The 16,360-nt window shown below is 59.4% G+C and carries 18 protein-coding genes; 4 read left to right on the top strand and 14 right to left on the bottom strand.

From position 1 onward, the window contains the following. Positions 1-117: 117 nt before the first annotated feature. From groL to WHJ28_RS03570, 7 genes are all read right to left on the bottom strand, one after another. On the bottom strand, positions 118-1,743 hold the full coding sequence (groL, locus tag WHJ28_RS03600; protein ID WP_340039786.1) for a chaperonin GroEL: 1,626 nt from the start codon (positions 1,741-1,743) through the stop codon (positions 118-120). A 214-nt stretch (positions 1,744-1,957) separates the two neighbouring features. Next, complete coding sequence (locus WHJ28_RS03595) at positions 1,958-2,242, bottom strand: co-chaperone GroES (protein ID WP_340039785.1); 285 nt, start codon at positions 2,240-2,242, stop codon at positions 1,958-1,960. A gap of 201 nt (positions 2,243-2,443) precedes the next feature. Continuing rightward, positions 2,444-2,713, bottom strand: coding sequence for a hypothetical protein (locus tag WHJ28_RS03590; RefSeq protein WP_340039783.1), 270 nt, complete (start codon positions 2,711-2,713; stop codon positions 2,444-2,446). A gap of 43 nt (positions 2,714-2,756) precedes the next feature. Continuing rightward, a complete protein-coding gene (locus WHJ28_RS03585; RefSeq protein ID WP_340039782.1) occupies positions 2,757-3,704 on the bottom strand; it encodes a diacylglycerol/lipid kinase family protein in 948 nt (315 codons plus the stop codon). A 34-nt stretch (positions 3,705-3,738) separates the two neighbouring features. Then, a complete protein-coding gene (locus WHJ28_RS03580) occupies positions 3,739-3,990 on the bottom strand; it encodes an S-layer homology domain-containing protein (RefSeq protein WP_340039781.1) in 252 nt (83 codons plus the stop codon). A 90-nt stretch (positions 3,991-4,080) separates the two neighbouring features. Further along, a complete protein-coding gene (locus WHJ28_RS03575) occupies positions 4,081-4,911 on the bottom strand; it encodes a WG repeat-containing protein (RefSeq protein ID WP_340039780.1) in 831 nt (276 codons plus the stop codon). A gap of 3 nt (positions 4,912-4,914) precedes the next feature. Next, positions 4,915-6,045 (bottom strand): THUMP domain-containing class I SAM-dependent RNA methyltransferase, encoded by a 1,131-nt coding sequence (locus WHJ28_RS03570; RefSeq protein WP_340039779.1) that lies wholly within the window; start codon positions 6,043-6,045, stop codon positions 4,915-4,917. Positions 6,046-6,177: 132 nt separating this feature from the next. Between WHJ28_RS03570 and WHJ28_RS03565 the strand changes: the two genes are divergently transcribed. The 4 genes from WHJ28_RS03565 to WHJ28_RS03550 all read left to right on the top strand — a co-directional run bounded on the left by WHJ28_RS03565 (position 6,178) and on the right by WHJ28_RS03550 (position 8,682). After that, positions 6,178-6,618 (top strand): NfeD family protein, encoded by a 441-nt coding sequence (locus tag WHJ28_RS03565; protein ID WP_340039778.1) that lies wholly within the window; start codon positions 6,178-6,180, stop codon positions 6,616-6,618. A gap of 35 nt (positions 6,619-6,653) precedes the next feature. After that, a complete protein-coding gene (locus WHJ28_RS03560; protein WP_340039777.1) occupies positions 6,654-7,580 on the top strand; it encodes an SPFH domain-containing protein in 927 nt (308 codons plus the stop codon). Between the two features lie 144 nt (positions 7,581-7,724). Continuing rightward, entirely contained in the window at positions 7,725-7,940 is a 216-nt protein-coding gene (locus tag WHJ28_RS03555) for a helix-turn-helix transcriptional regulator (protein ID WP_340039776.1), read from the top strand. Further along, entirely contained in the window at positions 7,930-8,682 is a 753-nt protein-coding gene (locus tag WHJ28_RS03550; RefSeq protein WP_340039775.1) for a DUF3169 family protein, read from the top strand. The genes WHJ28_RS03555 and WHJ28_RS03550 overlap by 11 nt, the downstream gene beginning before the upstream one ends. A gap of 51 nt (positions 8,683-8,733) precedes the next feature. Here the strand turns inward: WHJ28_RS03550 and WHJ28_RS03545 are convergent, their stop codons facing one another. The 7 genes from WHJ28_RS03545 to infB form a co-directional block, all read right to left on the bottom strand. Then, a complete protein-coding gene (locus tag WHJ28_RS03545; RefSeq protein WP_340039774.1) occupies positions 8,734-10,050 on the bottom strand; it encodes a DUF1576 domain-containing protein in 1,317 nt (438 codons plus the stop codon). A 30-nt stretch (positions 10,051-10,080) separates the two neighbouring features. Continuing rightward, complete coding sequence (gene ribF / locus WHJ28_RS03540) at positions 10,081-10,992, bottom strand: riboflavin biosynthesis protein RibF (RefSeq protein WP_340039773.1); 912 nt, start codon at positions 10,990-10,992, stop codon at positions 10,081-10,083. Between the two features lie 4 nt (positions 10,993-10,996). Then, the gene (gene truB / locus WHJ28_RS03535; RefSeq protein ID WP_340039772.1) at positions 10,997-11,881 is read right to left on the bottom strand and encodes a tRNA pseudouridine(55) synthase TruB; all 885 of its coding nucleotides are present in this window, start codon (positions 11,879-11,881) and stop codon (positions 10,997-10,999) included. Next, complete coding sequence (locus tag WHJ28_RS03530) at positions 11,874-12,086, bottom strand: hypothetical protein (protein WP_340039770.1); 213 nt, start codon at positions 12,084-12,086, stop codon at positions 11,874-11,876. Before WHJ28_RS03530 ends, truB begins: the two co-directional genes overlap by 8 nt. Further along, a complete protein-coding gene (locus tag WHJ28_RS03525) occupies positions 12,079-13,029 on the bottom strand; it encodes a DHH family phosphoesterase (protein WP_340039769.1) in 951 nt (316 codons plus the stop codon). Before WHJ28_RS03525 ends, WHJ28_RS03530 begins: the two co-directional genes overlap by 8 nt. Positions 13,030-13,034: 5 nt before the next feature. Further along, on the bottom strand, positions 13,035-13,424 hold the full coding sequence (rbfA, locus tag WHJ28_RS03520) for a 30S ribosome-binding factor RbfA (protein WP_087188579.1): 390 nt from the start codon (positions 13,422-13,424) through the stop codon (positions 13,035-13,037). A 535-nt stretch (positions 13,425-13,959) separates the two neighbouring features. Next, positions 13,960-16,338: a translation initiation factor IF-2 gene (infB, locus tag WHJ28_RS03515; RefSeq protein ID WP_340039805.1), complete on the bottom strand. Its 2,379-nt coding sequence runs from the start codon at positions 16,336-16,338 to the stop codon at positions 13,960-13,962. Positions 16,339-16,360: the final 22 nt, after the last annotated feature.

Here is a 16,360-nt window from a genome sequence, read left to right as displayed (position 1 = left end):
CTGTGGATGCCGGCCTGTTGTTACCCTATCACGCCCTTTGTTGGAAGCGTAAGTCGGGCGGGCAGCAAGGAGGGCCCCCGGAACGATGTTCCGGGGGCCCAAACGTTTGCCATTGAATCAGTACATACCGCCCATGTCGGGGGCAGCGGGAGCAGCGGGAGCGGGCTCCTTCTTGTCGGCCACCAGAGCCTCGGTGGTCAACAGGGTAGCGGCGATGGAAGCGGCGTTCTCCAGAGCGGAACGGGTTACCTTGGTGGGATCCACGATACCGGCGGAGATCATGTCCACATAGGTCTCGTTGTAGGCGTCGAAGCCGTAGCCGGTCTTGTCGGCCTTCTTCACGTTCTCCAGCACCACGGAGCCGTCGATGCCGGCGTTGGTGGCAATCTGGCGCATGGGCTCGGTCAGAGCCTTGGCGATGATGCGGACACCGGTCTTCTCGTCGCCCTCGGTGCCATCCAGCAGGGCCTCAACGGCAGAGACAGCGTTCACATAAGCGGTGCCGCCGCCAGCCACGATGCCTTCCTCAACAGCGGCGCGGGTGGCGTTCAGAGCGTCCTCGATGCGCAGCTTCTTCTCCTTCATCTCCACCTCAGTGGCAGCGCCCACGCGGATGATGGCCACGCCGCCGGCCATCTTGGCCAGACGCTCCTGGAGCTTCTCGCGGTCATAGTCGGAAGTGGTGGTCTCGATCTGGCTGCGGATCTGGTTGGTGCGGTTCTTGATGGCCTCGGAGCTGCCGGCGCCGTCCACGATGATGGTGTTCTCCTTGGAGACCTTCACCTGGCGGGCGTGGCCCAGCATATCCATGGTGGCTTCCTTCAGCTCATAGCCCATGTCGGCAGTGATAACGGTACCGCCGGTCAGAACGGCGATATCCTCCAGCATCTCCTTGCGGCGGTCGCCGAAGCCGGGGGCCTTGACGCACACCACGTTCAGAGTGCCGCGCAGCTTGTTGACGATGAGGGTGGACAGAGCCTCGCCCTCCACGTCCTCGGCGATGACCAGCAGCTTCTTGCCGGACTGCACCACCTGCTCCAGAATGGGCAGCAGCTCCTGAATGTTGGAGATCTTCTTATCGGTGATGAGAATGAGGGCGTCGTCCAGAACAGCCTCCATCTTCTCGGTATCGGTAACCATATAGGGGGTGATATAGCCGCGGTCGAACTGCATACCTTCCACGACCTCGCTGTAGGTCTCAGCGGTCTTGGACTCCTCAACGGTGATAACGCCATCGTTGGAAACCTTCTCCATGGCCTCGGCAATCAGCTTGCCCACGGTCTCGTCGCCGGAGGACACGGTGCCCACGCGGGCGATGTCATCGGAGCCGTTGACCTTCTTGGAGTTGGCCTTGATGGCCTCCACAGCAGTGGCGGTAGCCTTGGCAATGCCCTTCTTCATGACCATGGGGTTGGCGCCGGCAGCCAGGTTCTTCAGGCCCTCGCGGATGATAGCCTGAGCCAGCAGAGTAGCGGTGGTGGTGCCGTCGCCGGCCACGTCGTTGGTCTTGGTGGAGACTTCCTTCACCAGCTGAGCGCCCATGTTCTCAAAGGGATCGTCCAGCTCGATCTCCTTGGCGATGGTCACGCCGTCGTTGGTGATCAGGGGAGCGCCGAACTTCTTGTCCAGCACCACGTTGCGGCCCTTGGGACCCATGGTGATCTTAACGGTATCAGCCAGCTGATTCACGCCCCGCTCCAGAGCGTGACGGGCTTCCTCACCGTAGCAAATGATTTTAGCCATAATGAATTACCTCCATGCAAATTCCGCCCGAGCGAAATTAAAATCAAAATTTGTCCGGAACAGGACACGCGCCTGCGCAGGACACCTATGCTTGCTCCGCCACCGGCGGGCAACCGCCTTTGTGTACAAAGGCGAGAGGGGTATCGAAACCACTGTGCCGCCTGCGGCGCGGCGGTTTCGTGTTTAGGGGGGATGCAATCCCTCCTGGACGTAATTACTCCACGATAGCCAGGATGTCAGACTGACGAACGATGGTGTACTCCTCGCCGTCGATCTTCACCTCAGTACCGGCATACTTGCTGGTGATGACCTTGTCGCCCACCTTCACGGTCATAACGACTTCCTTGCCGTCCACCAAGCCGCCGGGGCCCACCTCAATGACCTGAGCCACTTCGGGCTTCTCCTTGGCAGAACCAGTCAGGATGATGCCACTCTTGGTCTTTTCTTCGGCCTCGACCAGCTTGATGACCACACGGTCGGCGAGAGGCTTGAGTTTCATAATGGGTTCCTCCTTATATGATTCATTTTCTTATTAACCAATCCAATTGTTAGCACTCATTTTATCTGAGTGCTAACCACGTGTATGATAATACCTCTCTCCGCACAAAAAATCAACCCCCTTTTTTGAAAAAAGGGGGTCGGTTTTGGAAAAATTCAAGTTTTGTTCACAAACTCACAGGAGGAGTGCTAATCCATTTTCTCACATCTGGGTCCAATAATACTTGGAACGCTCCAATTCCTGGGTGATCATGATTTCCTTGTTCTTTTCGTCCAGGTCCATGCCCTGCCCCACCGTGCGGCAGGCCTTACTGTTGATGGCGCATACAAAGACCGTAACCATCACAAAAATCACATAGAGCAGCCAGGCCAGCAAACTGGTACGCAGGGCAGCCAGAAACGGAATTAGAAAGACATAGGGAAGATAGAGAACGCTCAAAGCAACCATGGTCCACTTGACGATTCTGTACATAGCCCCCTCCTTTTGTAACGGCTGGTCCCATATCTGTACATCTTTATTTTACCATGCACGCTTTCTCTTTACAAGTCTGCGCTCCCTGCCAGGTAGCTCCGGCGGGATAGAAAAACTGCACCTTCTGATCGGACAGCCCGATGGACAGGTCGGTCCCCTCTACCAGTTCGCCGTCCACATTGACTGCGGTAAGCCGGTCGCACCGCACATTCATGGTCCGGCCCCGGCGCAGAATGGCCTGTGGAATGTCCCCGATCTCCCCCCGGGCAAATTTTTTGATCAGTGCCAGAACTGTAAATCGGGATACCGCCGGGATCACAATAAAATCCAGTACCCCGTCGTCGGGCATAGCCGTGGGGCTGGGATTGAATCCGCCGCCGTAGTACCGGCCATTGCAGGCACACAGCAGTGTGAACCGTTCCCCCGGCATAGGCTCGCCGTCGATCTCCACCTGATAGGGCAGGTGAATCCCCCGGATGATGGTGCGCAGGGCGGACATCTGATAGGCCGCCGTACCGCTGACCAGGGGCAGCTTTTTAAAGTCGGCAGCCCCAAACCCGATGCGGGCGTCAAACCCTACCGAACACACATTCAGGGAATACCGACCGTTGCATTCAATCAGGTCCATGGCGGTCTGCGGCCCATCCAGCAGCTGCTCCAGCTTCCAGAACCGGCCGGCATCCTGGCCGAAGATGCGCAGGAAATCGTTGCCCGAGCCCATAGGGCAGTGGGTCACCGCCACATGGCTCTGTCCGGCCGCGCCGTTGACCACCTCATTGAGGGTACCGTCTCCACCGCAGGCATACACCCGCAGCGGGTCCCCTTGCCGGGCGGCCTCCGCCACCAGCCGGGTGGCGTGTCCGCTTCCCTCTGTCCGTACCGCCCACCACTCTGCCCGGCGTCCGGCCATGATATGGCGTATTTTCTCCAGCATCTCCTGGCTGCGGTCAAACTTTCCCGCATGGGGATTCATTACGAACAGGTGCCGCACAGGCACCCTCCTCTCTCTCTTGATCTGCTCTGTTTTACGCGGCAAAGACACCGGGATTAAATGTCCCCCAGAGGGTCAGCCGCTGTTCCGCCCGGGCCATGCGGGCCACGATGGCCGCCGCCTCCGCCCGGGTCACCGTTCCCTTTGGATTGAAGGTAAGCTTGCTGTCCACTCCGGTAAGTACGCCCTTGGCATAGAGGCTGTAAATAGCATCCGCGCCGGGATCGCCCGGCTTTACATCGGGCACAGAGGTCTTGATTCGGGACAGATCGTTGATATTCTTCATGTGCTTGGCCTGACTGGTGGCCGCAAAGATCTGGGCAATCTCCCGCCGGGTAGCAGGACGCAGGTAGTCCTGCTGGCTGAAGGTGCCGCTCTAAATGATGCCGCTGGCCAGGCAGTAGCTCACCGCGCCGGAGTACCAGTAAGGCCCGGTAGAGCTGCTGGTATGGAAGCTGTCGTTCTTGTAGCGGCTCTCCATGGTGGCGGCCAGCTTGAGCACCTCGGCCACCGTCAGGGTTTGGTCCGGAGCATACCGGTTGCCCCCCACGCCGGAGGTCAGCCCCACATTATAGGCAATATCCACCCAAACCGTAAACCAATCCCGGGGGGATACGTCGCTGAAATTGGGCAGCTTGCCCCGGGTCAGAGAAAACCGGGCGGAGGGCACCCCTTTCTCCACCAGGATTCGGGGCAGCTCAAACACCGGGATCTTGGTGACTTCGCCATCCTTGGTCAGGGTAAGGACCCGGGTCCCCCCCTGCTCTGTGATGGTAGCGCTGTCATAGATCAGGTCGTAAAGCAGGTTGGTGGTGCCCCCCTGTCCATCGGAGAAGGGCAGGATACTGGCCACACCCCAGCGGGTGCCTTTCTGCACTACATAGAGACCGCAGTCCAGGGGCAGCAGGGTGCCGTACTCCGGCTGGATCAGATAGGTACCATCCGGCCGGATCACACCCAGTTTACCGTCCAGATTCACGGCGGCCAGGCCCAGGGAAAAGGACACCACACTGTCATATTGCAGCGGGACGACCACCTTTTTCTGGGCATCCACAAAGCCCCACTTGCCATTCAGTTCACACTGGGCCAGCCCCTCGCTGTACCCCCATACCGTGGCCCCCTCGGGGGCGGCCAGGGCCTGTCCACCCAGCATGAGGCACAGGGCCAGCATCAAACAGGACAATCGCAGTGTCCGCTTCTTTTTCATGTCCTACCTCCGTCTGTCAAGGCCGTACTGGAACAGATCGCATTTCAACATTCCGTTGTACAGCTTTCGTTTCTTGTCCGCCGTCCGGCCAAAGGTCCGCTCAAATTCGGTATGGGAGGAGAGCACACTCACCTTCCACCCCTCCGGCAGGGTGCGCACCGCCTTGCCGAAGGCCCGGTACAGTTCCTCCGCCTCCCGCTTCTCCAGAATGCGCTCTCCGTAGGGCGGATTGGTGACCACCCGTCCCGCAGGGGCGTCCCGGTGAAACTTGGCAGCATCCGCCACTTCAAAGCGGACCACATCTTCCACATCTGCCTTCACCGCGTTGTCCCGGGCGATGGCCACCGCCTTGGGATCGATATCCCCGCCCCAGATGTCATAGTCGCCGTGGAACTCCTTATCCATCGCCTCGTCGGCGGCCTGGAGCCACAGTCCGCTGTCCAGCCACTTCCACCGCTGGGCTGAGAAGGCCCGGTTCAGGCCGGGGGCCCGGTTCTTGGCAATGAGGGCGGCCTCGATGGCGATGGTGCCTGAGCCGCAGAAGGGGTCGCAGAAGGGGTCCTTCCCCCGGTAGCGGGAGAGGAGCACCATGGCAGCGGCCAGGGTCTCCCGCAGGGGCGCGGCTACGCCCACTGCCCGGTAGCCCCGCTTGTGGAGCCCCGCACCGGTGGTGTCCAGCATCAGGGTGACCTCATCATGCATCAAAGAAAACTGGACCTGATAGAGGGCGCCGGTCTCCGGCAGGGTATCCATGCCGTATTTCTGTCCCAGCCGGGCGGCCAGGGCTTTTTTCAGCACCGACTGGATGGCGGGCACCGCGTGGAGCTGGGAGTTGAGGGAGTGGCCCTTCACCGGGAATGCTCCTTCCCGGGGGATAAATTCCTCCCAGGGCAGGGCTTTTGCCCCTTCAAACAGGGCCTCAAAGTCGGCGGCCCGATACCGCCCCACCACCAGCAGTACCCGCTCGCCGGTACGCAGATTCAAATTCACTCTGGGAATGTCTTCCGGACAGGCCTTGCAGCCCACCCGACCGTTCTCCGCCTTTACCTCCGGCAGGCCCAGCCGGCGCAGTTCCTCGGCACACAGGCCCTCCAGGCCAAACAGGGTGGGGATCAGCAATTCCAGTTCTTTCATGTCAGGCTCCTTATCACAGCATCGTTTGGTCCAGTATACCCTATTTCTCTCCGCTTGGCAAACTGTAACGGAATGTCACTTCCCTTTTTGATAGAATTATGCTAGGATAAGCGTAAGAAAGGAGGTCCGTCTATGCCCATACCCAGTATTTGCTGGCTGGTGGCACTGGTGGTTTTGGCCGTTCTGGAGGGAATGACTGTGACCCTGGTTTCCCTGTGGTTCGCCTTGGGCGCACTGGCCGCACTGATTACATCCTTTTTTGTGGATAACATCTGGATTCAATTTGCGGTATTCCTGGTAGTCTCTCTGGTCACCCTATTGGTGATCCGTCCCCTGACCCAGCGCTATGTGACCCCCAAGCAGGTGGCCACCAACGCCGACCGGGCGGTAGGCTCCGAAGGTGTGGTCACCCAGACCATTGACAACCGCTCCGCCCAGGGTCAGGTCACAGTGAGCGGTACGGTCTGGACCGCCCGCACTGAATCGGATGAGCCCATTCCCGAAGGCACCCCCGTACGGGTCCTGCGGATCGAAGGGGTCAAGCTGATTGTCACAAGCATAAAGCAAGCCTGAATACCTATTGTGTGTTTGAAAAGGAGGAGTGAAGTATGCCCAACATCCCCATCATTCCCATCATCATCATCATTCTGGCCGTGCTCATCATCCTGCTGCTGGCCGCCAACCTGAAAATCGTTCAGCAGTCCAAAGCCTATGTCATTGAGCGCATGGGCGCCTTCCACACCGTATGGGGCGTGGGCGTCCACTTTAAGCTTCCCTTTGTGGAACGGGTCGCCAAGGTTGTCTCCCTCAAGGAGCAGGTGGTGGATTTCGCCCCTCAGCCCGTCATTACCAAGGACAACGTCACCATGCAGATCGATACAGTGCTCTACTTTCAGATCACCGACGCCAAGCTGTATACCTACGGCGTGGAACACCCCATGAGCGCCATTGAGAACCTGACCGCCACCACCCTGCGCAACATCATCGGTGAGCTGGAGCTGGACCAGTCTCTCACCAGCCGTGACATTATTAACTCCAAGATGCGTTCCATCCTGGATGAGGCCACCGACCCCTGGGGCATCAAAGTCAACCGGGTAGAGCTGAAGAACATCATCCCACCCAGAGAGATTCAGGACGCTATGGAGAAGCAAATGAAGGCCGAGCGGGAGCGCCGGGAATCCATCCTCCAGGCCGAGGGCCAGAAGCAGAGCCAGATTCTGGTAGCCGAGGGTGAAAAGCAGTCCCTCATCCTCCGGGCCGACGCTGCCAAGCAGGCCGCCATCATGAAGGCCGAGGGCGAAGCCGAGGCCATCCTGAAGGTGCAGCAGGCCACCGCCGAGGCCCTGAAGCTTCTGAACGAAGCCAGCCCCACCGACCAGGTACTGAAGATCAAGGCCCTGGAGGCCTTCCAGGCTGCGGCCAACGGCCAGGCCACCAAGCTCATCATCCCCTCGGAGATCCAGGGGCTGGCGGGGCTGTGCGCCTCCGCCAAGGCCGCCTTTGAGTCGGGTGCCGACGGAGGCAAGAAGGCCTGATCCAATCAGACGTAAAACTGCGCCGCGATTTTCGCGGCGCAGTTTTATTTTTATCTTGACAACTATCCTTGTCAGTGCTATGCTAGCCTTGAAAAGGATAGTTGTCATTTTGACGTGTATATTTGTCAAGCAGGAGGTGTGGCCATGCCGCTCTATAACCGACTCAAGGAGTACCGGGCCAGGCTGGGAGTCAATCAACAGGAGATGGGCCGCCTGGCGGGGGTATCCCGCCAGACCATCAGTCAGATCGAGCGGGGAGACTATTCCCCATCGGTAACCCTGGCACTCAAGCTGGCCAAACTCTGCGGAGTGAATGTGGAGGACATTTTTACCTATCAGGAGGATGAGCATGATGAATGACACAGTAAAGCGGGACAATCGCAAGTCTCTCCCTCTCTTTTTGCTGGTAATCCTGCTGTCCGCTGCCCTGGGCGCTGTTGCGGGCTTTTTCAGCGCCATGGCAGTGGACCGGGGGGCGTTGAATATGATCTGGACCGGGCTGGACCGGCTGATGGGCATTATCACCCCCTGGGCTATCCCGGTATGCAGTGCAGCGCTTCTGATCCCTGGTTTTTACCTATATTGGGCTGCTAAAAAGAATTACGCCGTCTGGGACCAGGAATCGGAGAATGTCTACCAAAGGATAGAAGATCAGCTGAGCTATGCCTTGCTGCTGAGCAGCTTGGTTGTGTTGACGGATTTGTTTTTCTTGGCAGCAGGCTTTCTCTACGCTGATATCCTGACAAATGCCCTGTGCTTCCTGGTATCCATGGGTCTCATGATGGTTCTGCAACAGAAGGTGGTGGATCAGACCCGTCAGATGAATCCCGAAAAGCAAGGCAGTATCTATGACGTGAATTTCCAGAAGAAGTGGCTGGAAAGCTGCGACGAACTGGAGCGGGCCCAAATTGGCCAGGCCTCCTTCCGCGCTTACAAAGTCGCCAATAGCTCCTGTGCCGCCATCTGGATCGTACTGGTGATTTTAAGTCTGGTAACTGATATCGGACTGCTGCCCATTCTGGTGGTCATGCTGCTTTGGGGAGTGCTTCAGGTATCTTATACTCTGGAATGTATCCGTATCAGCCACCGGAGATTCAGATAGACAAACAGGACGGGACGCCCATGGGTGCCCCGTCCTGTCCTGTTATAGATTCTATTTTCGTCTGGTGGGAGGTGGAATCACCGGCGAGTCGTGTTCGAAGGCATCGAAGTAGTCCTCGTCCTGCAGTTCCGGCTTGCGGTGCCGCACCGCCTCGGTGATGATGGGATAGAGTACGATGGCCAGCAGGCCGCCGGAAAATCCGTTGTTGTAGAGGTTGAAGCCCTCTACCGGCGTACCGGCCCGCAGTACCACCGAGGAGTGGAGAAACCCGGCCACAACACCGAAAGGCCAGCCGAAATAACCTGAAATAGGTGCCAGGGTCGTACCAAAGAGCAGGGCCAGCTGCACCGCGCTGTCATTGATGCTCCAATGCATACAGAAACTGCCCAACACCACGCCCAGCATAATGGGGATGATGTTGCGGGCGTGCTTTCCGAATGCGGAAAAGCCCATGATGGTGAAGATGCCGCCCAGGGTGGGGCCGTTCAGGTCGCCGCCGGTAGCCAGGATAAATGTCATGCCGATCAGGCCATTAACGCCCACATTCATAAGGGTTGGAGCCGCGCCAAACATACGCAGATAGTCGCTGGGGGCACGGCCGGTGGTAAGCAGCAGCCGACGATAGCCCGCCCAGGCCGCCCAGATAGGCCGCCCACTGAAAAACAGACCCATCACGATCAGGATCAGGCACAAACCGCCCAGGCAGATCCCCAGCTGCAGGTTATATCCGGTGGCCCAATGGTGCGCTACGGTAGGTCTGGCCCCCAGAGAGGTCATCACTGGCACCAGGATGGTAGCCAGCAGGCCGCAGGCAAAGCCCATGTTGTACAGATTCATACCGTTCTGGATCTTGTATGTATAGGCGGACAGAGGGGGCAGCACAAAACCAATGATGGCGCCAATAAAGATAGCCCACCATATATTGCCCCATCCGTTATCCAGGGCCACATAGCTGACCACTGGCGACAGGGAGGTGGCCAGCAGGGACACCGAGGCATATTTGCCAAACTCCTCCCGTCGGACCTTGGCATACAGGAAGGTTCCGAAGATAATGGGCCAGATGTTGGCCACGTTCTTGCCAAAGAGGGCAAAGCCCGCCATCAGGCCGATCTCCACCAGAGTATAGCCGTTGAGCGGATCTTTACTCAGGTGGAGAATGCCCAGGCTGATGAGAGTAACCAGGGCGGCATTGACAAAAGCCGCTCCGATGCCCGCGATCTTCACATAATCGGTGATGAGGGCATCCTCCGTCTGAATGATCTTCCATAATCCAGGCAGGATCTGGCTGGGATCGCCCAGGATCAGACCAATGGCGATCAGGTATGCAGAAAAACAGATGGCAGCAGGATAGATCTTGTGGTAGCGCATATGGTGTCCCCTTTCGGTTGGGCAGCCGTCTTACAGGCCGTCAAAATAGGCTCGGGTCTGTTCCGCGTTACGCATGACTTCTTGCTTGAGCGCCTCCAGGCTATCGAACTTCCGCTCGCCCCGCAGACGCTTATAAAACTCCATTCGGACGCTCTGTCCGTACAAATTGCCGTTGAAATCCAGAATAAATCCTTCCACAGTCACCCGGTCTCCGTCGTCCACCGTGGGGCGCACCCCCACATTGGTCACTGCTGGGCGGCTGTCGCCGTTTTCAAACCACACACGGGTAGCGTATACTCCGTAAGCGGGCACCAGTACGCCGGGCTGGAAACGCAGGTTCACCGTGGGGAAACCAAGGGTGGACCCCAGCTTCTTACCGTGGGCCACCGTATCAGTAAGGGTGTGGGGATGGCCTAAAAATTCGTTGGCCCGCTCCATCTCCCCCTGCGCCACCAGGGTGCGGATATAGGTGGATGACACTGTGATATCGTCCCGGCACACCTTGGGAATGATATCGCAGCCAATGCCCAACTCCTGACACAGCGCCTGGAGCCGCTCCGGGTTGCCCTCGCCTTTATAGCCGAAGTGGAAATCATGACCGGCCACCAGATGGACCGCCCCATGTTCCCCTACCAGATAGTCGGTGACAAACTCCCGCCAAGGCAGATGCATCATCCGCTCGTCAAAGTGGGCTACGATCACGTCCCGGATCCCATAGTACCGCCGCATCAGCTCCGCCCGGTCCAGGGGCGAGCTGAGCAGAGGAACCGCCGGGGTCTTGAGGATCAGGTTCTCTGGATGGGTATCAAAGGTGACCGCCGCCGGGACGGCTCCCAGTTCGGCCGCCTTCTCCCCCACCCGGCGCAGCAGGGCGCCGTGGCCCAGGTGAACGCCGTCAAAAAAGCCCAGGGCGATCACACGTCTTGTCTCTGTCCCATTCACTGTCTCACACCTCGAAAAAACTTTTGATGGTGGTCATTACACCGCCGGCGCACCTGCCCAGCAGCAGGAATGCTCCATCAGGGCCGTACACCCTCCATGTACCGTCAGCCGCAGCACAGGAAAAAGGGCTGCCGTTTTTGGCCTTCTTCAGCACCTCGGTTCCAATGGTCACCGCCGGGTATTCTCCGAAACAGCCGTCCACCGGGATCAGCAGGGCCGCCGGGTCGGAAACCGCCTGAAGTTCCTCCAGCGTCACAGCCTGGTTCAGCGTATATCCCGCCGCCTCAGTGCGCCGCAGGGCGGACATACAGCCGCCGCAGCCCAGAGCCTGCCCGATGTCGTGGCACAGGGTACGGATATAGGTGCCCTTGGAGCAGCGCACCCGCAGATACCAGGTATCCTCCTCTTGAGGAAACCCAGCCGGGGCCTCCTCCAGCACCTCCAGCTCATAGATGGTCACCGGCCTGGGCGGCCGCTCCACCTCTTGGCCCGCCCGGGCCAGCTCGTAGAGTTTTTTGCCGTCCCGCTTGATGGCGGAGTACATGGGCGGGATCTGGAGGATATCCCCACGGAAGGGCTCCAGGGCCCCCTCCAGGGACTTCCGGTCCACCTGGACCGGCCGCTGTTCCAGCACCTCACCGGTGGTATCCTGGGTATTTGTGATAACGCCTAGTTTTAATCCGGCGATATATTCCTTTTTCCCCTCGGTGGCAAACTCCACCGCCCGGGTCGCCCGGCCAACAAAGACGGGCAGCACGCCGGTAGCCATGGGGTCCAGGGTACCGCCGTGGCCCACCCGCCGCTCATGAAGGATGCCCCGCACCTTGGCGCAGATATCCATGCTGGTCCAATCCTGGGGCTTATCGATAATGATAACTCCGTTAGCCATGCCACGCCTCCCCTGCGCCAAGCCTCGGCGCTTTTGCGCCGTACAAGCGTTTTGCCAACGGCAAAACCTTGCCGCAGGCGGAATTCACTTCCGCCGAGGATGATAAAAACTCAGGGGTCCCCGCAGATGCCTGCATCTGTGGGGCGCAGATATCCATGCTGGTCCAGTCTTGGGGCTTATCAATAATAATCACTCCGTTAGGCATCGTTTTCCACCTTCTGGATGGCATCCAGGATAGCGGCCTCCGCCTGCTCCAGCGTGCCGTTGACCGTGCAGCCTGCGGCAGCGGCGTGCCCGCCGCCTCCCAGCAGAGCGCACACACGGGTAGCGTTCAGTCCGCCGCTGGTGCGGACGGACAGCTTGCAGGCCCCATCCTCCAGTTCCCGGATGGTGACGGAGGTCTCCACCCCTTCGATCTGGCCCAGGAAGGCGGCAATGTCCTCCATATCCTCCTCAGTAGCCCCGGCCTCGTCCATCAGAGACAGGGACACAGGAGCCACGGCAATCTTGCCATCCTCATAGCGGTGCATCCGCTCCACAATGAGTCGTTCCACCTGGAGCCGGGCCCAGCTCTTGGTACGGAAGTGGCGTTTGTTCAGGGGGAATACGTCCATACCGGTGGCCATCAGAGCGGCAGCCACCCGGTGGCTGTCCGCCGTGGTGTTGCCGTACTGGAAACAGCCTGTGTCGGTGGATACCGCCACATACAGGGGAACCGCCGTCTCCTGGTTGACCTGTCCCAGTTCTTTCAGAATGTCATAGATGATCTCACCGCAGGCCGCCCGCCCGGCGTCCAGGCAGGTCTCCTTGGCAAAAAACTCCTGAGAGGGATGGTGGTCGATGGCCAGATCAATGCCCCGCTCCAGCCAGGGCTGACCAGATTTGGTAAAAAGGCTCCGGGCGGCGATATCCACACTGACCACCGTCTCCGGCTCATAGCCCTCGGGGGCCAGAAGCCCCTCCAGATAGGGGGTGAACAGATGGGTCTCCCCGGTGCCGGGGCAGATATGGGCTGTCTTGCCCAGACCGCGCAGGCCACGGCACAGTGCGGCGGCACAGCCGATGGTATCTCCATCGGGCCGCTTGTGGGTCAGGATCAGATAGCGGTCGTGGACACGCAGCCAGGCCGCAGCTTCGGTATAGGTCATGGAGCTCACTCCTCGCTGTCCAGATCGATGTGGGCGTTGGCCGGATTGGCAGGCTTCACTACCTCCGGATTCCGCAGCATACTCAGAATGTGGGCGCCCTGACCGATGGAGTCATCCTCCACAAATTGCAGCTCGGGGGTATAGCGCAGCTTTAGGGCCGCACCCAGCTCCCGCCGCAGATAGCCCCCGGCGGATTTAAGTCCCTTGACCACCTCGCTCACGTCGCTCTTGTCCAGCACGCTGACATAGATCTTGGAATAGCGCAGGTCAGAGGTGGTATCCACGCCGGTGATGGACACCAGTCCATGGACCCGGGGGTCCTTGACCGTGCGGATGAGGGTGGCCAGCTCCCGCTGAATCTCCTCGTTGATACGTCCAATACGATTACTTGCCATATTTTTCTCCTATTACGCAATACAGACCCGCCCCCTCCTCAAATGAATTGGGGACGGAACGGGTCTGATTTGATTTTTTATTATTACACTTCGGTCTGCTCCACCGCAGCGTTAAGAAGATTTGCCGGTGGCAAATCTTTAGCGCAGGCCGGCACGGCTATGCCGGGCCGGAGGCACTCCGCAAGAAGCAGAGTTATGCCTCAATCTGCTCCACCGCAGCGTTAAGAAGATTTGCCAGTGGCAAATCTTTAGCGCAGGCCGGCACGGCTATGCCGGGCCGGGGGCACTCCGTAAAAAGCAGAATTATACCTCAATCTGCTCCATCAGGAAGGCCTCGATCACGTCGCCTAATCCCAAACAATGCAGCGCATTGTTTGGGAGCCCTGTCATTTTACCTGCTCGGGCGAAATGAATTCGCCCTGCGCCAAGGTTTTACCTGCGGTAAAACACTTGTACGGCGCAAGCGCCGTCCCACCTGCGGCGGGGCCCCAAGAAGGGCGACCGAGAAAGCCTTCTCTGCTCATGGACTAGTTCATTATACCTCAATCTGCTCCATCAGGAAGGCCTCGATCACGTCGCCCTCCTTGATGTCCTGGAACTTCTCAAAGGTGATGCCGCACTCGTAGCCCTGAGCCACTTCCTTCACGCTGTCCTTGAAGCGCTGGAGGGAGGCGATAGAGCCGTCGTAAATCACCACATTGTCACGCAGCAAGCGCATATTGGCGCCGCGCTGCATCTTGCCGTTGGTAACGTAACAGCCGGCTACCATGCCCACGCCGGTGATGCGGAACACGTTGCGCACCTCGGCCTGGCCCAGCTCCACTTCCTTGAACTTGGGAGCCAGCATGCCCTTCATGGCGGTCTCGATCTCGTTGATGCAGTCGTAAATCACGCGGTACATCCGCATATCCACCTTGTTGCGGGCGGCGGTGTCCTTGGCGTTGGAGTCAGGACGGACATTGAAGCCCACGATGATGGCGTTGGAGGTGGTAGCCAGCATAACGTCGCTCTCGTTGATGGCGCCCACCGCGCAGTGGATGACCCGCACCCGGACCTCGTCGTTGGAGATCTTCTCCAGGGAGGCCTTGACAGCCTCGGCGGAACCCTGAACGTCGGCCTTGACGATGATGTTCAGGTCCTTCATCTCGCCCTGCTTGATCTGGCTGAACAGATCCTCCAAGCTCACCTTACCCACCGGGCTGGAGGCAGCCATCTTCTGATCATGCTTGCGCTGCTCCACCAGCTCGCGGGCCATACGCTCGTCGGCCACAGCATGGAAATCGTCGCCGGCGCCGGGCACCTCGCCCATACCGATGATCTCAACAGGCACGGAAGGACCGGCCTCGGTGAGCTTCTCACCACGGGCGTTGGTCATGGCGCGGACACGACCCACGGCGGTACCGGCAATGATGATGTCGCCCTGATGGAGAGTACCGTTCTGCACCAGCAGAGTAGCCACAGGGCCGCGGCCCTTGTCCAGACGAGCCTCGATGACGGCGCCATGGGCGGAGCGGTTGGGGTTGGCCTTCAGCTCCTGCATCTCGGCGGTCAGGTTGACCATCTCCAGCAGGTTGTCAATGCCCTCGCCGGTCTTGGCGGAGATGGGGCAGATGATGGTCTCGCCGCCCCACTCCTCGGGCACCAGCTCGTACTTGGTGAGCTGCTCCTTGATGCGCTCGGGGTTGGCCTCCGGCTTATCCATCTTGTTGATAGCCACGATCACGGGGATCTGGGCCGCCTTGGCGTGGTTGATGGACTCCACGGTCTGAGGCATGATGCCGTCGTCGGCGGCCACCACCAGGATGGCCACGTCGGTGATCATAGCGCCGCGGGCACGCATAGCAGTAAAAGCCTCATGGCCGGGGGTATCCAGGAAGGTGATGGGCTTGCCGCCCACCTCCACCTGATAGGCGCCGATGTGCTGGGTGATGCCGCCGGCCTCGCCCGCCGCCACGTGGGCGTTGCGGATATAGTCCAGCAGAGAGGTCTTGCCGTGGTCCACGTGGCCCATGACCACCACCACGGGGGCACGGGGCAGCAGATCCTCCTCCTTGTCCTCGGCTGTGTCGATGAGGCGCTCCTCGATAGTGACAATGATCTCCTTCTCCACCTTGCAGCCCAGCTCCTCGGCGATGATGGCGGCGGTGTCGAAGTCGATCACGTCGGACAGGGAGGCCATGACGCCGTTCTTCATCAGGGTCTTGACCACCTCGGCGCCGGTCTTCTTCATGCGGGAGGCCAGTTCACCCACGCCGATCTCATCGGGGATCTTGACGGTGAGGGGGGTCTTTTTGGCGATCTCCATCTGGAGCCGGCGCATCTTCTCCTGCTCCTCCTGGCGGCGCTTGTTGCCGCCCTGGAAACCGCCCTTGCGCTGGTTGCGGCCCTGGAACTTCTGCTTTCCGGCCTGCATCTGCTTGGTCTTGCCGGCAGCCAGGTCTTCCAGACGCTGGTCGTACTTTTCCAGGTTCACGTTGCCGCTCTTGCGGGTGTCCACAACCTTCTTCTCAGGCACCCGGGTAGCGGGACGATTCTGCTGCTGGGGCTGCTGGGCCCTGGGCTGCTCCGCCTGAGCGGCGGGCTTATTGACAGGCGCGGTATGTTCCTTCACAGGCTTTCCACCCTTCTGGTTGGACTGCTGGGCGGGGGCGGAGCGCCGCTCCTCCTTCCCGGCCTCAGGTGTTTCCTTGGCCGCGGCCTTGGGTTCCCGGTACACGTCGGCGTAGATGCTCTCAATGCTCTCCACCTGGTTGTGCTGGGTGAGATACTCGAAAATCAGAGACAGCTCCCGGTCGTCCAGAGGCTGCATATGGTTTTTCGGAGTCGTCGCGTATTTGGTCAGAATGTCGGTGATATCCTTGGAGTTCTTGTTGAAATCCTTGGCCACCTCATGCACACGATATTTGTTGTTCAGCAAATAAAGCCACCTCCAACTG

The organism is Flavonifractor porci, assembly GCF_037572415.1.
In the GTDB taxonomy this organism is placed as follows: domain Bacteria; phylum Bacillota; class Clostridia; order Oscillospirales; family Oscillospiraceae; genus Flavonifractor; species Flavonifractor porci.
This window is presented reverse-complemented; position numbering and strand designations above follow the sequence as displayed.

Excerpts from the sequence above, each read along its gene's own strand:
- WHJ28_RS03565 (WP_340039778.1), top strand. The coding sequence starts at position 6,178 with ATGCCCATACCCAGTATTTGCTGGCTGGTGGCACTGGTGGTTTTGGCC.
- rbfA (WP_087188579.1), bottom strand. The coding sequence starts at position 13,424 with ATGGCAAGTAATCGTATTGGACGTATCAACGAGGAGATTCAGCGGGAG.
- WHJ28_RS03595 (WP_340039785.1), bottom strand. The coding sequence starts at position 2,242 with ATGAAACTCAAGCCTCTCGCCGACCGTGTGGTCATCAAGCTGGTCGAG.
- WHJ28_RS03525 (WP_340039769.1), bottom strand. The coding sequence starts at position 13,029 with ATGACCTATACCGAAGCTGCGGCCTGGCTGCGTGTCCACGACCGCTAT.
- WHJ28_RS03570 (WP_340039779.1), bottom strand. The coding sequence starts at position 6,045 with ATGAAAGAACTGGAATTGCTGATCCCCACCCTGTTTGGCCTGGAGGGC.
- WHJ28_RS03545 (WP_340039774.1), bottom strand. The coding sequence starts at position 10,050 with ATGCGCTACCACAAGATCTATCCTGCTGCCATCTGTTTTTCTGCATAC.
- WHJ28_RS03560 (WP_340039777.1), top strand. The coding sequence starts at position 6,654 with ATGCCCAACATCCCCATCATTCCCATCATCATCATCATTCTGGCCGTG.
- WHJ28_RS03555 (WP_340039776.1), top strand. The coding sequence starts at position 7,725 with ATGCCGCTCTATAACCGACTCAAGGAGTACCGGGCCAGGCTGGGAGTC.
- WHJ28_RS03530 (WP_340039770.1), bottom strand. The coding sequence starts at position 12,086 with ATGCCTAACGGAGTGATTATTATTGATAAGCCCCAAGACTGGACCAGC.
- WHJ28_RS03590 (WP_340039783.1), bottom strand. The coding sequence starts at position 2,713 with ATGTACAGAATCGTCAAGTGGACCATGGTTGCTTTGAGCGTTCTCTAT.
- WHJ28_RS03575 (WP_340039780.1), bottom strand. The coding sequence starts at position 4,911 with ATGAAAAAGAAGCGGACACTGCGATTGTCCTGTTTGATGCTGGCCCTG.
- groL (WP_340039786.1), bottom strand. The coding sequence starts at position 1,743 with ATGGCTAAAATCATTTGCTACGGTGAGGAAGCCCGTCACGCTCTGGAG.
- truB (WP_340039772.1), bottom strand. The coding sequence starts at position 11,881 with ATGGCTAACGGAGTTATCATTATCGATAAGCCCCAGGATTGGACCAGC.
- WHJ28_RS03580 (WP_340039781.1), bottom strand. The coding sequence starts at position 3,990 with ATGAAGAATATCAACGATCTGTCCCGAATCAAGACCTCTGTGCCCGAT.
- WHJ28_RS03550 (WP_340039775.1), top strand. The coding sequence starts at position 7,930 with ATGATGAATGACACAGTAAAGCGGGACAATCGCAAGTCTCTCCCTCTC.